This window comes from Kineococcus xinjiangensis (genome assembly GCF_002934625.1).
Classification (GTDB): Bacteria; Actinomycetota; Actinomycetes; order Actinomycetales; family Kineococcaceae; genus Kineococcus_A; species Kineococcus_A xinjiangensis.
In genome coordinates this window covers 1-18,611 of sequence record NZ_PTJD01000004.1, presented here as the reverse complement: position 1 = coordinate 18,611, position 18,611 = coordinate 1, and the positions used below count along the sequence as shown (strand labels likewise).

Sequence of the window (18,611 nt, the reverse complement as noted above, 5' to 3'; positions counted from 1 at the left end):
CACGGGTCGGCGCGGACCGGCCGGCTCAGCCGTCGGCGGTGGCCAGGCCGATCTGGCACGTCATGCCGTTGGGGCCGTGGTTGCAGTAGCCGTTGGGCACCTTCGCCAGGTACTGCTGGTGGTAGTCCTCGGCGTAGTAGAACGGCCCCGCCTCCGAGGCCGGGCGCAGCTCCGCGGTGATCTTCCCGTGGCCGTGCTCCGTCAGGGTGCGCTGGAAGGTGTCGCGGGTGGCCTCCACGGCGGCGCGCTGGGCGTCGTTCGTCCAGTAGACCGCCGAGCGGTACTCGGTGCCGCGGTCGTTGCCCTGCCGGAACCCCTGGGTGGGGTCGTGGTTCTCCCAGAACACCTTCAGCAGCCGCTCCGGGCTGGTCCGCGCCGGGTCGTAGGCGACGAGGACGGCCTCGGCGTGGCCCGTGCGACCGGTGCAGGACTCCTCGTACGTCGGGTGGGGGGTGAAGCCGCCCATGTAGCCGACGGCGGTGGTGACCACGCCCGGCTGCTGCCAGAAGATGCGCTCAGCACCCCAGAAGCAGCCCATCGCGACGTGGAGGACCTCGGTGCCCTCCGGCCACGGGCCCTCCAGCGGCGTGCCGAGCACCGCGTGGTCGCGGGGCACGGAGTACGGGCGGCTCGCCCGCCCCGGCAGGGCCTCCTCGGGAGTCACCATGCGGGTCTTGAAGGGGTTGCCGAAGATCACGGGTCCTGCTCCTCTCGCTGTCTGCCCCCTGCAACCACCGGCGGGCCCTGCGCGTTCCCCGGTTAGGCTCGGGGCCGTGACCGCTGACGCCCCCGCGCCCGACGAGCAGACCCCCGACGCCGCCCGCCTGCCCGGCTTCTCCACCCGCGCCATCCACGCCGGGCAGGAGGCCGACCCCGCCACCGGCGCCGTCGTCACCCCCATCTACCAGGTCTCCACCTACAAGCAGGACGGCGTCGGCGGCCTGCGCACCGGGCTGGGCACCGGCTACGAGTACTCCCGCTCCGGCAACCCCACCCGCAGCGCGCTGGAGGAGCAGATCGCCTCCCTGGAGCAGGGCGACGCCGGCTACGCCTTCGCCTCCGGCCTCGCCGCGGAGGACACGATCCTGCGGGCGCTGTGCCGCCCCGGCGACCACCTGGTCGTCCCCAACGACGCCTACGGCGGCACCTACCGACTCGTCAACAAGGTCGCCGGGCCGTGGGGGATCGAGCACACCCCCGCCAACGTCGCCGACCTCGACGCCGTGCGCGCGGCGGTCCAGCCCGGCCGCACCCGCCTGCTGTGGGTGGAGACGCCCACCAACCCGCTGCTGACCATCGGCGACGTCGCCGCGCTGGCGGCGATCGCCCACGACGCCGGCGCGCTGCTCGTGGTGGACAACACCTTCGCCACGCCCTACCTGCAGACGCCGCTGGTGCTGGGCGCGGACGTCGTCGTGCACTCCACGACGAAGTACGCCGGCGGGCACTCCGACGTCGTCGGCGGTGCGGTCGTCGTCCGCGACCGCGAGGACGGGCGTGGCTCCACCCTCACCGAGCGCATCGGCTTCCACCAGAACGCGATGGGCGCGGTGCCGGGGCCGTTCGACTCCTGGCTCGTGCAGCGCGGCCTGAAGACCCTCGCGGTCCGGATGGAGCGGCACTGCGACAACGCCGAGGCGGTCGTGGAGTTCCTCGCCCGGCACCCGCGCGTCACGACGATCCTCTACCCCGGTCTGGAGTCCCACCCCAACCACGCCGTCGCCGCCAAGCAGATGCGCCGCTTCGGGGGCATGGTCAGCTTCCGCACGCGCAGCGCCGAGGACGCCCTGCAGGTCTGCAAGGGTGCGGAGCTGTTCACGCTGGGGGAGTCCCTCGGCGGGGTCGAGTCCCTCATCGAGCACCCGGGGCGGATGACGCACGCGTCCACGGCAGGCTCCCCGCTGGAGGTGCCGGACGACCTGGTGCGGCTGTCCGTGGGCATTGAGGACGCCGACGACCTCATCGCCGACCTGGAGCGCGCCCTCGGCTGAGGCCGCCGCCGGGCACCGCCGGGGCCGCCCGCGTCACGAGGCGCGGCGGCCCCGGCGGCCCGAGCGGGCGCGCAGGTAGTCGTCGACGACGTACTGCCCCAGCCGCTCCGGGCTCGGCGTCAGAACCCGCCCGCCGTTGCGCCGGGCCACCGCGTCGACGAAGCGGCGCAGTCCCGGGTCCTCACCGAGCATGAACAGGTTCACCGTCGCGCCGAAGCGGGTGAGCTGGTCCACCTCCGCCAGCGTCGCCCGGACCGTCGCCGCCGTGGGCGGCCACGCGAAGACCGCCTCCCCGTCCTCCTCCAGGTGCGCCGTCGGCTCGCCGTCCGTCACGACCAGCACCACCGGCTCGGAGTCCGCGTGCCGGCGCAGGTGCCGCCGTGCCAGACCGAGGGCGTGCTGCAGGTTCGTGCCCTGCACGTAGTCCGGTTCCACCGCCGCCAGCTCCTGCAGGTTCATCGGCAGCGCGTGCAGCCCGAACCCGACGATCTGCAGCGCGTCCTGCGGGAACTTCGTGCCCACCAGGTGCGACAGCGCCAGGGCCGTCTCCTTCATCGGCCCCCAGCGCCCCTCCGCCGCCATCGAGAACGACAGGTCCACGCAGAGGGCGACGGCCGCGGAGGAGCGCCGCTCCGTCTCCACCACCTCGAAGTCCTCCCAGGACAGCCGCACCGCACCCGACTCTGCCAACCCCCTGCGGCGCAGGGCGTTGGAGACGGTGCGCACCACGTCCAGCGGCTGCTCGTCGCCGAAGCGCCACGGCCGCGACGACCCCGTCGGCTCCCCGCCGCCACCCGCGCTCCGGTCCTCGTGGCCGCCGCGCCCACCGGTCAGCGTGCGGGCGAAGACCCGCTGCAGCGCCGTCTGCCCCAGCCGCCGCAGCGCCTTCGGCGACAGGGTGAGCCCCTGCGCCGACGGCGTCAGCCAGCCCTGCCGCTGCAGCTCCCGCTCCAGCTCGCGCAGCCGCCGCACGTCGTCCGCGGCCCCGCGCCCGAGCTGGCGCTCCACCGACTCCACGTCCACGTCGTCCAGGCTGGCCCCGGCGTGCTCCTGCCCCAGGGCGTCCACCAGCTCGTCCAGCTCGGCGAGCTCCTCCAGCACTCCTGCGGCGTCGGCGTAGCCGAGGGGCTCGGCGTTCGGCGACACCTGCTGCCGCTGCCGCCTGGACCAGTCCAGGTCCGGGCGCAGCGCGCGCAGGTTGTCGTTGAGCTGGACCATCTGCGTGCGCAGGTCCGGATCGCCGAACGCCTCCGCCATCAGCGCCTCCAGCTCCTCCCGCTGCTTCGGCGACAGCGACTGCAGCAGGCGCTGGGCGGCGGCCGCGCGGCGGGCGAGGGAGTCGATGAGCTCGTCGACGTCCTTCGGCGCGTCGGGGAAGAGGTCCCCGTGGCGCTGCAGGAACTCCGTGAACTCCTCGGGGGTGTCGGCGCCGCGGGAGTGCCGCTCCAGCAGCCGGTTGAGGTCGGCGAGCATGTCCTTCACGCGGTCCTGCGCGCCCTCCCCGCCCGCCCCGAGGGCGTCGCGCAGGCCGCGGAACTGGTGGTCGATCACGTCGCGGCGCAGCCCGGCGAGGATCTGCTGGAACGTCGTGCGGGCCTCCTCCGACGCCCACTCGTACTCGGTGAGCTCCCGCACCGCCTGGGACGTGGAGCGCGGCAGCGCGTCGAGGCGGGCCTCGGCGAAGCGCGCGGCGTCGTCGGAGCGGGCGGCCAGCTCCGCGCGCTCCGCGGCGAGGGCCTGGTCGAGCTGGGCGCGGGCGCGGGTGACGGCCCCGTCGAGGTCGCCGCGGCGCTGCGCCTGCCGCCGCAGCCGCTGGGCGCGGGCCCGCAGCTCGTCCAGGCCCCGGCCGCCGTCCGGGCCGGAGCGCAGCAGCTCGCGCAGGGCGTCGCGCAGGCTGCCGCCGTCGAGGACCTCCCGCCCGACGCGGTCGAGGGCGGCCCGCACGTCGTAGGGCGGGGCGAGCGGGTCGGGGCCGCCCTGCCACGTCGAGTAGCGGTAGCGGCCGGCGCGTCGTCGTGCGGGGCCGGGGGTGCTCATGCCCCGACGCTACGCCCGCACCGCCCGCTCCACCTCCTCCCCGCCCCTCCCGCCCTCCGGCCCCGGAAAGGACCCTTTCCGGGGCCGGGCGCCGGGTTGGGCGCACGGAAAGGACCCTTTCCGGGATCGGGCGCCGGGTTGGGCGGGGTCGGGCGGGTGGCTCAGCCCCGTCGGCCCGCGTGCACGTCGCGGACCAGCAGCGCCACGTGCAGGGAGGTGCGCGACTCCCCGTCGTCCAGGTCGACCCCGAGGAGGCGCTCCAGGGCCGCCAGCCGCGCGTACAGCGCCGGGCGGCTCAGGTGGCTGCGGCGGGCCAGCTCGCTCTTGTTGCCGCCGCAGTCCAGGAACGCCCGCAGCAGCGTCAGCAGCTCGGCGCCGCGGGCGTCGTCGCGGGCCAGCAGCGGCCCCAGCTCCGCCTCGGAGAACGCCAGCAGCCGCGGCTCGTCGCGCAGCAGCGTCAGCAGGCCCCGCAGGCGCAGGTCGGTGCTGCGGAACCACGGGCGCTGCCCCGGGCGGGCGGTGGCCGCGGCGACCTCGGCCACGTGCCGGGCCTCGGACAGCGCACCGCCCGCGTCGGCGAGCGCGCCCACCACCGGCCCCACGCCCAGCACCCGCGAGGCGGGCGCGGAGTCCCGCTCCAGCGCCGCCACGAGGGAGCCGAGGAGTCGCTCCGCGGCCTCGGGGCGGGCCGCGGGCAGCGCCACGAGGGCGGCGACGACGCCCGCGTCGACGGGGGAGACCAGCGCCGGGGTCCGGGTGCCGCGCAGGGCGAGCGCCACCTGCTCGGCGAGGACCACGTCGCGGCGGTGCACGGCGAGGGCGTCGCTGCCCGCGGTGCGCGCCCCGCCGCGCCGCCGCGGACCCCGCACCGCCGCGTCGGCCAGCGCCACGGCGAGGTAGGCCGGTGCCGGCGGCAGGCCGAGGGCGCCGGCGCGCGCCAGCAGCTCCGCCTGCTCCGCGGTCCCGCGCACGAGGTCGGCGAGCAGGTCGCCCTGGGCGCGGTGCTGCAGCACCACGAGGTCCCGCTCCACGAGGCGGTTCACGGTCAGGGCCTCCGCCGCCCGCTCCAGCACCATCGCCGCGGCGGGCACGTCCAGGGCCGCCGGGCCGGGCAGCACGAGCCGGCCCCAGCGCTGCCGCCGCGGCCCGACGGGGGTGGTCAGCCACCGCTCCGGCCCCCAGCGCCCGGTGCCGCCGTGGTCGGCGGCGGCCCGGGAGCGGTGCTCCCAGTCCCGCAGCAGCTCGGAGGCGGGTTCGTCGAGGGCGGAGAAGGCCACGACGTGGTGGGCGAGGTCCTCCAGGACGACGGGTGCACCGGCGAGGCCGGCGGCGCGCGTCACGATCTCCTCGGGGGTGGAGCCCTCGGTGCTGAGCGGGGAGAACGCGTCGTGGGCCTGCTGGGACAGCCGCAGCAGGGCGGTCTGCTCGTCGAGGATGCGGGCGTGCACGGCCTCCGTGACGGCCACGAAGCGGACGCGGCGGTGCAGCGCCACGACGGGCATGCCGAGCCGCCGCCCGGTGCGCACCAGGGCGTCGGGCACGGCGGGCAGGCTGGCGCCCAGCTCGACGACGAGCCCGCAGGCGCCGGCGGCGTGCAGGCGGGTGAGGTAGCCGTCGAGGTCGGCCGCGGCGGGGCCTCCCGGCGCCAGGGCGAGGCCGGTGGTGAGGATCAGCTCGCCGCCCTGGAGCAGGCCGGTGAGGTCGGCGACCTCGCCCACGTGGACCCAGCGCACCGCTACGCCGAGGGCGGCGCCGCCGCAGAGGACCTCCGGTTCGCCCACTCGCAGCACGTCGAGGCGGAGGACGTCGGCGAGCGTCGTCGGCACCCGGGGAGTGTAGGTGACAGGGTGTAAAGCTCATGGGTTCGTTGCTGACACTGTGCAGGTACCGGTGTCCGTGACCGCCCGCCACGCTCGGGACAGGACCGGGGTCCGCCGCCCTCGCGCGTCGCGAACCCGCCGCAGCGACGAGGAGGCACCGTGACCAGCACCGCCGAGAAGCCCGACGTGACCACCGGCACCGCGGAGGCGCCCGTGGTGCACCACTGGATCGCCGGCGCACCGGCCGAGGGCTCCGGGCGCCGCTTCGGTGACGTCTACGACCCCGCGACGGGCGAGGTCACCAAGCGCGTCGCGTTCGCCGAGCCCTCCGACGTCGACGAGGCCGTGGCAGCCGCCAAGCGGGCCTTCGCCACCTGGCGCGAGACCTCCCTCGCCAGGCGCACCCAGATCCTCTTCGCCTTCCGGGAGCTGCTCAACGCCTCCCGCGACGAACTCGCGGCGATCATCACCGCCGAGCACGGCAAGGTCCTCTCCGACGCCGCCGGGGAGGTCATGCGCGGCCAGGAGGTCGTGGAGTTCGCCTGCGGCATCCCGCACCTGCTCAAGGGCGGGTTCTCGGAGAACTCCTCCACGAAGGTCGACGTCTACTCCATCCGCCAGCCCCTCGGCGTCGTCGGCATCATCAGCCCGTTCAACTTCCCCGCGATGGTCCCGATGTGGTTCTTCCCCGTCGCCATCGCCTGCGGGAACACCGTCGTCGTCAAGCCGAGCGAGAAGGACCCCTCGGCCACGATGTTCGTCGCCGAGCTGTGGAAGCGCGCGGGCCTGCCCGACGGCGTCTTCAACGTCGTCCACGGGGACAAGGTCGCCGTCGACGGCCTCCTCGACCACCCGGACGTGAAGTCCATCTCGTTCGTGGGCTCCACCCCCATCGCGAAGTACGTCTACGAGCGCGGCACCGCCGCCGGCAAGCGCGTGCAGGCCCTCGGCGGGGCGAAGAACCACATGCTGGTGCTGCCCGACGCCGACCTCGACCTCGCCGCCGACGCTGCCGTCAACGCCGGGTTCGGCTCGGCGGGGGAGCGGTGCATGGCCATCAGCGCCCTCGTCGCCGTCGAACCCGTCGCGGACGAGCTCATCGCCAAGATCAAGGAGCGCGTCGCGACCCTGCGCACCGGCGACGGCCGCCGCGGCTGCGACATGGGGCCGCTCGTGACCGGCGCCCACCGCGACAAGGTGCGCTCCTACGTCGACGCCGGGGAGGCCGCCGGCGCCGAACTCGTCGTCGACGGCCGCACCGTCCAGCCGGACGGCGAGGCGGCGGGGTTCTGGCTCGGGCCGACCCTGTTCGACAAGGTCCGCCCGGACATGTCGATCTACACCGACGAGATCTTCGGCCCCGTGCTGTCGCTCGTGCGGGTCGGCTCGTACCAGGAGGGCCTGGACCTCATCAACGCCAACCCCTACGGCAACGGCACCGCCATCTTCACCAACGACGGCGGCGCCGCCCGGCGCTTCCAGAACGAGGTGGAGGTCGGCATGGTCGGCATCAACGTGCCCATCCCCGTCCCCGTGGCGTACTACTCCTTCGGCGGCTGGAAGGCGTCCCTGTTCGGCGACAACCACGCCCACGGCACCGAGGGCGTGCAGTTCTTCACCCGGGGCAAGGTCGTCACCGGGCGCTGGCTGGACCCCTCGCACGGCGGCCTCAACCTCGGCTTCCCGCAGAACGCCTGAGACCCACCGACTGCTGAAGGAGGAGACGTGCCCGTTCCCACCGACCCGGCCGCCCGCCGCACCTACGAGCTGGACCGCGCCCACGTGTTCCACTCCTGGTCGGCGCAGGCCGCCCTCGACCCGCTCGTCATCACCCGCGCGGAGGGCTGCTACGTCTGGGACGGCCACGGCCGTCGGCTGCTGGACCTGTCGTCGCAGCTCGTCAACACCAACATCGGCCACCAGCACCCCAAGGTCGTCGCCGCCATCAAGGCGCAGGCCGACGTGCTGTGCACCGTGGCGCCGCAGCACGCCAACGACCAGCGCGGCGAGGCCGCCCGCCTCATCGCCGAGCGCACCCCCGGCGAACTGGACAGGATCTTCTTCACCAACGGCGGGGCCGAGGCCGTGGAGTACGCGGTGCGGATGGCGCGGCTGCACACGGGCCGCTACAAGGTCCTGTCGCAGTACCGCTCCTACCACGGCGGCACGTCGACCGCGATCAACCTGACCGGCGATCCCCGCCGCTGGCCCAACGACTACGGCAGCGCCGGCACGGTGCACTTCTTCGGTCCCTTCCTGTACCGCACCGCCTTCCACGCGAGCACGGAGGAGGAGGAGCGCGACCGGGCGCTGGAGCACCTCGAGCAGCTCATCGCGTTCGAGGGGCCTGGCACCATCGCCGCGATCGTGCTGGAGACCATCCCGGGCACCGCGGGCATCATGGTGCCGCCGCCGGGTTACCTCGCGGGCGTGCGGGAGATCTGCGACCGCCACGGCATCGTCCTCGTGGCCGACGAGACGATGGCCGGGTTCGGCCGCACCGGCCGCTGGTTCGCCGTCGAGCACGAGGGCGTCGTCCCCGACCTGCTGACCTTCGCCAAGGGCGTCACCTCCGGCTACGTCCCCCTCGGCGGTGTCGCCATCTCCCCGCACGTCGCGGCGACGTTCGCGGAGCGCCCCTTCCCCGGCGGGCTGACCTACTCCGGGCACCCCCTGGCGTGCGCCACGGCCGTCGCCACCATCACCGCGATGGCGGAGGAGGGCATCGTCGAGAACGCCGCCCGCGTCGGCGAGGACGTCCTCGGCCCCGGGCTGCGGGCGCTGGCGGAGCGGCATCCGGTCATCGGCGAGGTCCGCGGCCGCGGCGTGTTCTGGGCGCTGGAACTCGTCACCGACCGCGCCACGAAGGAGCCGCTGGCCCCCTACGGCGGCACCAGCCCCGCGATGAAGGAGCTGACCGCCGCCCTGCTCGACGCCGGCGTGCTGTCCTTCAGCAACTTCCACCGCCTGCACGTGGTGCCGCCGTGCACGATCAGCCCGGCGGAGGTGGAGGAGGGGCTCGCCGCCCTCGACGAGGCGCTGTCCATCGCCGACAAGCACACGACCGCGGCCTGAGGCCGGGGCTGCACCCGGTGGTGCTCACACCACCAGGTGCAGCCCCTCCACCGCCGCCACCGGCCGCCCGATGTGGTAGCCCTGCACGTAGTCGACGCCGTAGTCGTGCAGCTCCTCCAGCAGCGCGGCGCTCTCCACGTACTCCGCGATCGTGCGGTAGCCCATGTCCGCGGCCAGGGAGACGGTGGCGCGGACCACCGCCCGGTCGAGGCGGTCCGTGAGGATGCCCTGGACGAACTCCCCGTCGATCTTCACCGACTGCACGGGCAGGTGCTTGAGGTAGTAGAACGACGCGTACCCGGCGCCGAAGTCGTCCAGGGACAGCCCGCACCCCAGCGCGGCCAGCCGCTGGGTGAACGCCACGGCCATGTCGAGGTGCGTCACGGCGGACGTCTCCGTGATCTCGAAGACGATGCGGGAGGCGTCGACGTCCTGCAGCTGCCGCTCGATGCACTCCAGCACCGCCAGGTCCGACAGCGACCGGCCGGAGAGGTTGACGTGCAGCTGCGGGACGGAGCCGTCGGTCGTCCGCCGGCGCAGCAACCGGGCCGCCTGGGAGACCACCCAGCAGTCGATCTTCTGGATGAGGTCGAAGCGCTCGGCTGCGGGCAGGAACGCCGCGGGCGGCACCAGGGCCCCGTCGTCGTCCTCCATGCGGATCAGCAATTCCTGGAAGGCGACCCGGCCGGTCGTGATGTCGTGGATGGGCTGCGCGTACAGGGTGAAGCGCTCCTCCGCCAACGCGTCGCGCAGGTGCTGCGCGGAACTGACGTGCAGGGCGGAGGTGCGGGCGGCCACGGCCACGTCGCTGAAGACGGCGACGCGGTCGCGGCCCAGCTGCTTCGCCTCGTACATCGCCGCGTCGGCGGCGTGCAGCAGCTCCTCCGGTTCCACCCCCGCGGTGACGGGTGCCACGCCCACGCTCGCGGTGACCCGGATGGGCCGCCCGTCGACGACGAGGGGCCGTGCCCGCAGCAGTTGCAGCAGCGACTCGGCCACCGCGCGCGCGGTGGCCGTGCCGGCACCGGGCAGGAGCAGCGCGAACTCGTCCCCGCCGAGCCGCGCGAGCACGTCGCCGTCGCGCACCCGGTCGCACAGCACCTCGGCGACGTGGCGCAGGCAGTCGTCGCCGGCCCGGTGGCCGAAGGTGTCGTTGATGTGCTTGAAGGAGTCGAGGTCCAGCAGCAGGAGGCTGCCGCGCTCGTGCCCGACGGATCCGGCGTCCGCCTGCGTGGCGAGCAGGTGCAGGAACGTCGCCCGGTTGGCCAGCCCGGTGTGCGGGTCGTGCTCGGCGAGGTGGCGCAGCCGCTCCTCGGCGTGCCGGCGCTCGCTCACGTCGCGGACGAAGGCGACGAAGCGCCCGGGGTCGTCGCGCACGTCGACGACCGTCATCTCGACGGGGAACGGCTCCCCGTCGCCACGCCGGCCGAGCAGTTCCACCCGCTTGCCCACCAGGTCCGCGGCGGCCCCCTGCAGGTGGGCCGCGAGCGCGTGGCGGAAGTCCTCCCGGAAGATCGGTGCCAGCAGCTGCCCGGCGACCTCGCGGCCCCTGGCCTCCTCCGCGGTCGTGGCGAAGACCTGCTCGGCGGCGGGGTTCAGCCCGGTGACGGCCCCGTCGGCGCTGAAGGTGACCACGCCGTCGAGGGCACCGGCCATCACCTGCTCGGCCCGGTCGCTGTTGCGCCGGGCGGCCTCCTCGGCGTGCACGCGGTCGGTGACGTCGTGGGCCATCGCGCAGACCGCGTAGGGCTCCCCGAACCGGTTCCGCAGCGCGAAACGGGAGGTCTGGTACGTCCGGTCGGTCCGCCCCGGGGGCAGGTGCTCCTGCACGTGCTGGATCCGGTCGCTGCCCAGCACCTCCAGGTCGTCCCCGCGGTGCTTGCGGGCCGCCTCCGGCCCGAAGAGGTCCTCGTCGTCGTGGTCGAGGGCCTCCTCGCGGGAGAAACCGAAGCGCTCCTGCCAGGCGCGGTTGATGAGGAGGAAGCGGCCCTCGGGGTCCTTCACGGACACGATCGCCGGGGAGCCGTCGAGGATGGCCTGCAGCATCTCGGGCGCGTCGGCACGCCGGTGCGTCGTGACGGTGGCGGTGAGGTCCGCCAGTTGCCGGCGCATCTCCAGTTCCCGCACGACCTGCTGCGCCAGCCGGGCCAGCGCCTTCCGGCTGTCCGCGTCGAGGACCTTCGGGGCGTAGTCGATGCCGCAGATCGTGCCGAGGCGCTGCCCGTCGGGCGTCACGAGCGGTGCGCCGGCGTAGAAGCGGACCCGCGGTTCAGCGGTGACCAGGGGGTTGGCGGCGAAGCGGTCGTCGGCGGTGGCGTCCTCCACGACGAGGACGTCGGGCTGGCGGATCGTGTGGTCGCAGAAGGAGATCGAGCGGTGGGACTGCGTGAAGGGGAAGCCCAGGACCGACTTGAACCACTGCCGGTCGGCGTCGACGAAGCCGATGAGCGCGGTCGGGCAGCCCGTGATGCTCGCGGCGATCGCCGCGAGGTCGTCGAAGACCGGTTCGGGAGGGGTGTCCAGGATGGCGTAGCGGTGCAGCGCCTCCAGGCGCGCCCGCTCGAGCCCGTCCGCCGTCCGCCCCATCGCGTTCTCCCCCCGCACGTTGCGGTCGCGTTCTCCCTCCGTCCCGACCGGGCGGGCGCCGGGATCACCGAACGGATCCATTGTGACCCTCCGATGATCGCGTGGCCAGGTCCCGGGCCCGGACCGGCGGACCCGTACGGGCGCGGGCCCCCGCCCGTACGCTGCTCCCGTGCGCTTCATCGCCGCCGCCACCGGAGCCGGCGCCCCAGCTCCCGCCCCGGCGGAGCCCGCCCCCTCCCCGGCGGCCGACGACGTCCTGCACATCGGCTGCTGCGACGCCCTGCTCGCCGCCGCCACGGACGGGCCGATGTACGCCCTCTGCGGCGTCGACTGCCGCGAGCAGCAGATCCACCTCGCCCTCCCCGACGGCGCCGAGGTGTGCCCGCTGTGCGCCGAGCGCGCCGAGGCCGCGGCCGCCCAGGCGGAGGCCGCCGGCGTCAGCGCCTGCGACCTCGTCTGCCCGAACATGACGTTCCGGGACTGGGGCGGCGAACCCTAGATCTGCGGGGCGCCCGAGCGCACCGGAACTCACACGGCCCGGGCGAACACCACGACGTTGTCGCGGTAGTGGCCGCTGTCGCGGTCGAACTCGCCCCCGCAGGTGATGAGCCGGAGGGCGGGGTGGTCCGTGATCCCGTAGACGTCCAGGGCCGGGAAGTCCGCCTTCGGGTACGTCCGCACGCCCTCGACGCTGAACGCGCGCACGACACCGTCCTCCCCGGTGACCTCGATGAGGTCGCCGGGGACGAGACGGCCGAGGTGGTAGAAGACCGAGGGCCCGTCGTCGTGGCTGTCGACGTGCCCCTCGATGAGCGCCGCGCCGATGCTGCCGGGGGTGGCGCTGTCGCGGTACCAGGCGGGGCTGTCGTAGTCCGGCCCGCTGGGCACCTCGAGAGCGCCGTCGGCCGTCAGCCCGACGGTGATGAGGTCGGCGCTCACCCCGATCGCGGGGATGCGCAGGTGTCGCGGTGGCGGGGCCGCGGGGAACGCCGCTGCGGTCGCGGCCGGGGCGGCCCCCGCCACCGGAGCGGCCGCCGGCACCGGTGCCGGCGGAGCGGGCGGCGTGGGGGACGGAACCGACGGTGGTTCCGGCCGGGCCGCGGCGGCCACCGGGGCCGAGCCGGCCGCCGCAGCCGTGGGCTGCGGCGGACCGCCGCTCCCGAGCAGGGCCGCCGTGGTCGCCGCGCCACCGGCGCCGATCAGCAGGGCGGCGAGGAGGAGCCGCCCGCGTCCGCGGCGCCCGGCGGGCGCGGAGCCCGATCGCCGGGCGCCGCGCCGCATCACTGCTCGCCGGCGGTGCGGCGACGCAGCAGCAGGACGCCACCGGCGGCCATCGCCAGCGCGCCACCGGCCAGGAGGCCCGTGTCGAGGGAGCCGGCCGTGCTGCCGGCACCGGTGGCGGCACCACCGGCGGGCATCATGTTCAGCGCGCCGCAGGCGGCCGGGTGGGTCGCCTCGGCGGGCAGCTGCGGGTTCAGCGGGCTGGCCCCGATCGGTGCCTCCATGTCGTACATGCCGTTGCCGTTGACGTCGATGCCGTGCTGCACGATGACGGCGTCGCCGAGGTTCGCGGGGTCCAGCGTCGACGGGATGTCGAAGGTCCGGTCGTAGGAGATCGTCCCGTCGTCGGCGGTGGGGAAGTTCTCCACGGCGAGGGCCGCCGCCGGCGACACGTCGCCCTCGGTGGTCAGCGACAGGTTGATCTCCCCGTAGGCCGGGATGCCCTCCGGGGTGGAGATGAACCCGTTGCCGTCGGTGTCGGCCGCTGCCGTCGGGCACGAATGGCTCGCCTCGGGGGCGAAGTGGATGTGCGCGGCGTGCGGCTGGCCGGGGAGGAACCCCCGGGAGTTGATCTGCACGCGCAGGCGGTTGCCGTCGAGCACGGTCACCTGGGCGGTGCCCGAGGCGCCGGACTTGTTCATCGAGGACAACTGCGCCTGGTAGGTGTCGCCGGTGGCGGCCGTCGCAGGGCCGGCCGCGGCGAGCGCGAGCAGTCCGGCGGCAGGCACGAGGGCGAGCGTGCGCTTCATCGAGGACACGGTGGTCTCCATCCCGTCGGGTCGGCTGCTCCAGCGGCCGACCGGTGGTGGACGCGCGTCCCCCCGGACGCGCACCCGGTGGAATCGACGATAGGGACGCGGGCCGGGCGTGCATTCGGAGATCGGGCCTGCGGCTTTTCAGTTCCGTGACGTTTCCCGCCCGTGGGCGGAACGCCCCCGCGGGCGGGCTGCGACTGAGCGGCGAACCCTAGATCTGCGGGGTGCGCGCCGCGTAGACGCTGCGGCCGCCGTCGAGGTCGTCCTTCGCCAGCCGCCGCGTCAGGTGCAGCGCCTCCAGCACGAACTCCACCCCGGCCGCGGCCTGCCCGGGCGTGGGGGCGTCGTCCACGCCGAGGCGCTCCAGCACCTTGCCCAGCCCCGTCACCGTGCCCAGCTGCTCCAGCAGCCGCCGGGCGGGCACCAGGTCGCCCGTCTCCACCGTCCGCCCGTCGCGCACCGCCTCCAGGAACCCGGACAGGTCCGCGCCGGCCAGCCGCGCCCGGAACGTCTCCGCGATCGCCGAGCGCAGCAGGTGGGCCAGGACCTCGATCTCCCGCCCCTCCTCGCCCTGCTCGAACTCGACCTTGCCCCCGAGCACGGTGACCACCGCCGCCAGGTCCCCGACGCGGGCCACGGGGGCGTCGTCCTCGCCGGCGAGCGCGGAGCGGCGCAGCGCCGCGGCGGCCACGGTCTCCGCCGCCGCGATGGAGAACCGCGCCGACACGCCCGAGGCGGGGTCCACCGCCGGCGACTCCCGCACGCCGCGGGTGAAGCGGGCCAGGATCTCCAGGAGGTGCTCGGGCACCTCCGCGACGAGGCGCGCCTCCTGGCGGACCAGCTCCACCTCCAGCTCCACCTCGAGCGGGTAGTGGGTGCGTACCTCCGCCCCGAAGCGGTCCTTCAGCGGCGTGATGATGCGGCCGCGGTTGGTGTAGTCCTCCGGGTTGGCGCTGGCGACCAGCAGCAGGTCCAACGGCAGCCGCAGCTGGTAGCCGCGCACCTGCACGTCGCGCTCCTCCAGCACGTTGAGCAGCGCCACCTGGATGCGCTCGGCGAGGTCCGGCAGCTCGTTGACCGCGAAGATCCCGCGGTTGGTGCGCGGCACCAGCCCGAAGTGGATGGTCTCGGGGTCGCCGAGGGTGCGTCCCTCCGCCACCTTCACCGGGTCGACGTCGCCGATGAGGTCGCCGACGGAGGTGTCGGGCGTGGCGAGCTTCTCCCCGTAGCGCAGGCTGCGGTGCAGCCACGACACGGGCAGGTCGTCGCCCAGCTCCGCCGCCCGCCGGCGCGAGGCCGTGGTGAGGGGGGCGTAGGGGTGCTCGTTGAGCTCGCTGCCCTCGATGACGGGCGTCCACTCGTCCAGCAGCGCGACCAGGGAGCGCAGCAGGCGCGTCTTGCCCTGGCCGCGCTCGCCGAGGAGGACGACGTCGTGACCGGCCAGCAGGGCGCGCTCCAGCTCCGGCAGCACGGTCTCGTCGAAGCCGACGACGCCGGGGAAGCGCGCCTCGCCCGCGCGCATCCGCGCGAGCAGGTTGCGCCGCAGCTCCTCCTTGACGCTGACGTGCTGGTGGCCGGAGCCGCGCAGCGCTCCCACGGTGGTGGGCAGCGCCGCCGGCGGCGACGGCGGGGCGAGGGTGGCGGCGGCACCGGGAGTCACGGATGTGACGGTACGTCGCGCGGCGCCGCGCTGCGAGCGAGGGGGCGGCGCCGCGCTGCGAGCGAGGGGGCGGCGCCGCGCTGCGAGCGAGGGGGCGGCGCCGCGCTGCGAGCGAGGGGGAGCTGCGCTGCGAGCGGAGGGGCGCTGCGACAGGATCCCCGCATGGCCCTCCCCCCGCCCCGAGCCTCCGGCAGCACCCGCGTCGTGTGGCGGCCCGTGCACCGGGACTCCGACGTCACACCCGCCCTGCGCATCGCCTCGGAGTGGTCCTGGCGCTTCATCGTCGTCGTGGCGGGGATCGCCCTGCTCGCCTACGGGCTGAGCAAGGTCTCCGAGGTCCTCATCCCCGTCCTCATCGCCGCGCTGGTCGCGGCCCTGCTGGGGCCGATGGTCACCTTCGCCCACGGGCGCGGGGTGCCGCGCCCGGTGGCGGCGACCGTCGTCCTGCTGGGTGCCATCGCCGCGGTGGCGGCGCTCATCACCCTCGTCGGGCAGCAGGTGGCCGACGGCTTCGCCCAGCTCAGCGACCAGGCCGTCGAGGGCGTGGCGGAGGTGGAGCGCTGGCTCGCGGACGGCCCCCTGGAGCTGTCCAACCAGGCGGTCTCCGGCTACGTCGCGCAGGCCCAGGACGCCCTCGTCGCCAACCGCAGCACCATCGTCAGCGGCGCCCTCGGCTTCGCCGTCACCGCCGGGCACGTCGTGGCGGGCTTCTTCATCGCGCTCTTCACCGCGTTCTTCTTCCTCCTCGACGGCCGGCGCATCTGGTCGTGGTGCCTGCACCTGCTGCCGCAGGCCGCACAGGAGCCCGTGGACGCCGGTGCCCGGGCCTCCTGGCTCACGCTCATCCACTACATGCGCGCCACGATCGTCGTGGCCCTGGTGGACGGCATCGGCGTGGCGATCGGCGCCGCGATCCTCCAGGTGCCGCTCGCGCTCCCGCTGGGAGTGGTGGTCTTCCTCGGCGCCTTCGTCCCCATCGTCGGCGCCCTGCTGGCCGGGACGGTGGCGGTGCTGGTCGCGTTCGTGGCCCACGGGCCGGTGACGGCCCTGCTCATGCTCGGCGTCGTGATCCTCGTCCAGCAGATCGAGGGGCACGTCCTGCAGCCGTTCCTGATGGGGCACGCTGTCGCCGTGCACCCGCTGGCCGTCATCCTGGCGGTCGCGGCCGGCGCCACCCTGGTGGGCGTCGTCGGGGCGCTGTTCGCGGTGCCGCTGGTGGCGATGGCGAACACGCTCGTGAGCACCATCGCCAGCGACGGCGACGCGCCGGAGGAGGTCCGCGAGATCGAGCGCAGCGACGCGCCCCTCGCGCCGGACAAGCCGGCGCCGACGCCCGTCAGCGGCGAGGACGGGAGCGGGCGGGACGGCGGCGCGCAGCACGGCAGCGACCGCGGCGACGGCGCCGCGGCGGAGGAAGGGAAGCGGTAGTGGACGAGGCGGTGCAGGACCGCGGAGCGGCGGACGACGAGGTCTCGACCGGGCGGGGGGCGGAACAGCCGGGCGGGACGGCGGGGGCTGCGCCCGAGGTGCCGAGGGTCCGCCGCGAGGACGTCCTCGCGGCGCGGGAGCTGGTGGACTCGGTCGTCCGCCGCACCCAGCTGCTGCACAGCCGGGCGCTGTCCGAGCGCGTCGGCGGCCCGGTGCACCTGAAGTGCGAGAACCTCCAGCGGGCCGGCTCCTTCAAGATCCGCGGCGCGTACGTGCGCATCGCGCGGCTGTCGGAGGCCGAGCGCGCCCTCGGCGTGGTCGCCGCCAGCGCGGGCAACCACGCCCAGGGCGTGGCGCTGGCCGCCCGCCTGCTGGGCATCCGGGCCACCGTCTTCATGCCCGAGGGCGCGCCCATCCCGAAGGTCCAGGCCACCCGCGGCTACGGCGCCGAGGTGCGCTTCCACGGCCGCAACATCGACGACGCCCTCGTCGAGGCGCGGCGCTTCGGCGAGGAGACGGGGGCGGTGCTCATCCACCCCTTCGACCACCCCGACATCGTCGCCGGGCAGGGCAGCGTGGGCCTGGAGGTCCTGGAGCAGTGCCCCGACGTGCGCACGGTGCTGGTCTGCACCGGCGGCGGGGGCCTCGTCGCGGGTGTCGCGGCGGCGCTGGAGGGCAGGCGCAACGCCGAGGGACGGCCGATCCGGGTGGTCGGGGTGCAGGCCGAGCAGGCCGCCGCCTACCCGGAGTCCCTGCGCGCGGGCCGCCCCGTGGCGCTGCCCCGCATGAGCACGATGGCCGACGGCATCGCGGTGGGCCGGCCGGGGGACGTGCCGTTCGCCGTGATCCGCGACCTGGTGGACGACGTCGTCACCGTCTCCGAGGAGGGGCTCTCCCGCGCCCTGGTGCTGCTGCTGGAGCGCTCCAAGCTGGTCGTGGAGCCCGCGGGCGCGGCGGCCGTGGCGGCGCTGCTCGACGGGGTGGTGGAGGTGGAGACGCCGGCCGTCGCGGTCCTCTCCGGCGGCAACATCGACCCCCTCCTGCTGCACCGCGTCCTCCAGCACGGCCTCGCCGCCGCCGGGCGCTACGTCACCCTGCAGGTCACGATCCCCGACAAGCCGGGCGGGCTGGTGCGGCTGCTGCAGGACGTGGCCGCCGCGGACGCCAACGTCGTCGACGTCGGGCACGCCCGCACCGACCCGGGCCTGGAGATCGGGCAGGTGCAGGTGCGCCTGGAGGTGGAGACGCGCGGGCCGGAGCACCGCGACCACATCGTCGAGCGGCTGCGGGCGGCGGGCTTCGGCATCACCGCGATGGCCGAGCCGGAGCCGGCCGCCCGGCACTAGCGGCGAGCCGGGCAGCACGACGGCGCCGGTCCCCGTCGGGGTCCGGCGCCGTCGTCGCGCGCGGTGCTCAGCCCGTGTAGGGCTTCGCGGCCTTGATCTTCACGGGGATCTTCCGGCCGTTGGGTGCGGTGTAGGACACCTCGGCGCCGGGCTTCTGCCCGACGATCGCCGCACCCAGGGGGGAGCGCTCGCTGTAGACGTCGAGGTCGGAGTCGCCGGCCCCCTCGCGGCTGCCCAGCAGGAACGTCACGTCGTCCCCGGCCAGGTCCACGGTCACGACCATGCCGGGCACGATGGCGCCGGAGGCGTCGACCTGCGCCTCGCCCACGCGGGCGTTCTCCAGCAGGTGCCGGAGCTGGCGGATGCGCAGCTCCTGCTTGCCCTGCTCCTCCTTCGCCGCGTGGTAGCCGGCGTTCTCCTTCAGGTCGCCCTCCTCGCGGGCGGACTCGATGCGCTTCGCGAGCTCCGTGCGGGCGGGGCCGGAGAGGTGCTCCAGCTCCTCCTTCAGCCGGTCGTAGGCGTCCTGGGTCAACCAGGTGAACCGCCCCGGCGAGTCCGGAGACTTCCTACTCTGAGGCTCCGACCGGTGTCGGGGTCTGGTGGTGAGCGTAGTGAGCCTGCTCGGCCTCGAC

At 74.9% G+C, this 18,611-nt stretch carries 14 protein-coding genes; 6 read left to right on the top strand and 8 right to left on the bottom strand.

Annotated features, from left to right (window positions below; genetic code table 11):
- Positions 1 to 25: 25 nt before the first annotated feature.
- Positions 26 to 667: a peptide-methionine (S)-S-oxide reductase MsrA gene (msrA, locus tag CLV92_RS06665; protein WP_104432048.1), complete on the bottom strand. Its 642-nt coding sequence runs from the start codon at positions 665 to 667 to the stop codon at positions 26 to 28.
- Positions 668 to 773: 106 nt separating this feature from the next.
- Here msrA and CLV92_RS06660 point away from each other — a divergent pair, with 106 nt between their 5' ends.
- Positions 774 to 1,991 (top strand): cystathionine gamma-synthase, encoded by a 1,218-nt coding sequence (locus CLV92_RS06660; RefSeq protein WP_245886511.1) that lies wholly within the window; start codon positions 774 to 776, stop codon positions 1,989 to 1,991.
- Between the two features lie 33 nt (positions 1,992 to 2,024).
- Here the strand turns inward: CLV92_RS06660 and CLV92_RS06655 are convergent, their stop codons facing one another.
- Positions 2,025 to 4,028 (bottom strand): vWA domain-containing protein, encoded by a 2,004-nt coding sequence (locus CLV92_RS06655; RefSeq protein WP_104432046.1) that lies wholly within the window; start codon positions 4,026 to 4,028, stop codon positions 2,025 to 2,027.
- 161 nt (positions 4,029 to 4,189) lie between these two features.
- Positions 4,190 to 5,854 (bottom strand): PucR family transcriptional regulator, encoded by a 1,665-nt coding sequence (locus tag CLV92_RS06650; protein WP_104432045.1) that lies wholly within the window; start codon positions 5,852 to 5,854, stop codon positions 4,190 to 4,192.
- A gap of 153 nt (positions 5,855 to 6,007) precedes the next feature.
- Here CLV92_RS06650 and CLV92_RS06645 point away from each other — a divergent pair, with 153 nt between their 5' ends.
- Both CLV92_RS06645 and CLV92_RS06640 read left to right on the top strand, forming a co-directional pair.
- Complete coding sequence (locus CLV92_RS06645) at positions 6,008 to 7,546, top strand: CoA-acylating methylmalonate-semialdehyde dehydrogenase (RefSeq protein ID WP_245886510.1); 1,539 nt, start codon at positions 6,008 to 6,010, stop codon at positions 7,544 to 7,546.
- Between the two features lie 27 nt (positions 7,547 to 7,573).
- Entirely contained in the window at positions 7,574 to 8,923 is a 1,350-nt protein-coding gene (locus CLV92_RS06640) for an aspartate aminotransferase family protein (RefSeq protein ID WP_104432044.1), read from the top strand.
- Positions 8,924 to 8,947: 24 nt separating this feature from the next.
- Here the strand turns inward: CLV92_RS06640 and CLV92_RS06635 are convergent, their stop codons facing one another.
- Positions 8,948 to 11,509, bottom strand: coding sequence for a sensor domain-containing phosphodiesterase (locus CLV92_RS06635; RefSeq protein ID WP_158257153.1), 2,562 nt, complete (start codon positions 11,507 to 11,509; stop codon positions 8,948 to 8,950).
- A gap of 169 nt (positions 11,510 to 11,678) precedes the next feature.
- On the opposite strand from CLV92_RS06635, the gene CLV92_RS21335 reads away from it, so the two are divergent.
- On the top strand, positions 11,679 to 12,008 hold the full coding sequence (locus tag CLV92_RS21335; protein ID WP_104432042.1) for a hypothetical protein: 330 nt from the start codon (positions 11,679 to 11,681) through the stop codon (positions 12,006 to 12,008).
- 29 nt (positions 12,009 to 12,037) lie between these two features.
- On the opposite strand, the gene CLV92_RS22820 is transcribed toward CLV92_RS21335, so the two are convergent.
- From CLV92_RS22820 to CLV92_RS06615, 3 genes are all read right to left on the bottom strand, one after another.
- On the bottom strand, positions 12,038 to 12,790 hold the full coding sequence (locus tag CLV92_RS22820) for a class F sortase (protein ID WP_104432041.1): 753 nt from the start codon (positions 12,788 to 12,790) through the stop codon (positions 12,038 to 12,040).
- Positions 12,790 to 13,539, bottom strand: coding sequence for a hypothetical protein (locus tag CLV92_RS06620; protein ID WP_211290934.1), 750 nt, complete (start codon positions 13,537 to 13,539; stop codon positions 12,790 to 12,792). The genes CLV92_RS22820 and CLV92_RS06620 overlap by 1 nt, the downstream gene beginning before the upstream one ends.
- Before the next feature lie 217 nt (positions 13,540 to 13,756).
- A complete protein-coding gene (locus tag CLV92_RS06615) occupies positions 13,757 to 15,205 on the bottom strand; it encodes a sigma 54-interacting transcriptional regulator (RefSeq protein WP_104432039.1) in 1,449 nt (482 codons plus the stop codon).
- A gap of 162 nt (positions 15,206 to 15,367) precedes the next feature.
- On the opposite strand from CLV92_RS06615, the gene CLV92_RS06610 reads away from it, so the two are divergent.
- On the top strand, positions 15,368 to 16,633 hold the full coding sequence (locus tag CLV92_RS06610) for an AI-2E family transporter (protein ID WP_104432038.1): 1,266 nt from the start codon (positions 15,368 to 15,370) through the stop codon (positions 16,631 to 16,633).
- 98 nt (positions 16,634 to 16,731) lie between these two features.
- Positions 16,732 to 17,979: a threonine ammonia-lyase gene (gene ilvA, locus CLV92_RS06605; RefSeq protein WP_104432263.1), complete on the top strand. Its 1,248-nt coding sequence runs from the start codon at positions 16,732 to 16,734 to the stop codon at positions 17,977 to 17,979.
- A 67-nt stretch (positions 17,980 to 18,046) separates the two neighbouring features.
- Here ilvA and greA read toward each other — a convergent pair whose 3' ends face one another.
- Positions 18,047 to 18,511: a transcription elongation factor GreA gene (greA, locus tag CLV92_RS06600; RefSeq protein WP_104432037.1), complete on the bottom strand. Its 465-nt coding sequence runs from the start codon at positions 18,509 to 18,511 to the stop codon at positions 18,047 to 18,049.
- Positions 18,512 to 18,611 lie beyond the last annotated feature (100 nt).

What these genes read in the sequence shown, in the direction of transcription:
- CLV92_RS06620 (WP_211290934.1), bottom strand. Translation starts at nt 13,539, where the DNA reads ATGAAGCGCACGCTCGCCCTCGTGCCTGCCGCCGGACTGCTCGCGCTC.
- CLV92_RS06655 (WP_104432046.1), bottom strand. Translation starts at nt 4,028, where the DNA reads ATGAGCACCCCCGGCCCCGCACGACGACGCGCCGGCCGCTACCGCTAC.
- msrA (WP_104432048.1), bottom strand. Translation starts at nt 667, where the DNA reads ATGGTGACTCCCGAGGAGGCCCTGCCGGGGCGGGCGAGCCGCCCGTAC.
- CLV92_RS22820 (WP_104432041.1), bottom strand. Translation starts at nt 12,790, where the DNA reads ATGCGGCGCGGCGCCCGGCGATCGGGCTCCGCGCCCGCCGGGCGCCGC.
- CLV92_RS06610 (WP_104432038.1), top strand. Translation starts at nt 15,368, where the DNA reads ATGGCCCTCCCCCCGCCCCGAGCCTCCGGCAGCACCCGCGTCGTGTGG.
- CLV92_RS06635 (WP_158257153.1), bottom strand. Translation starts at nt 11,509, where the DNA reads ATGGGGCGGACGGCGGACGGGCTCGAGCGGGCGCGCCTGGAGGCGCTG.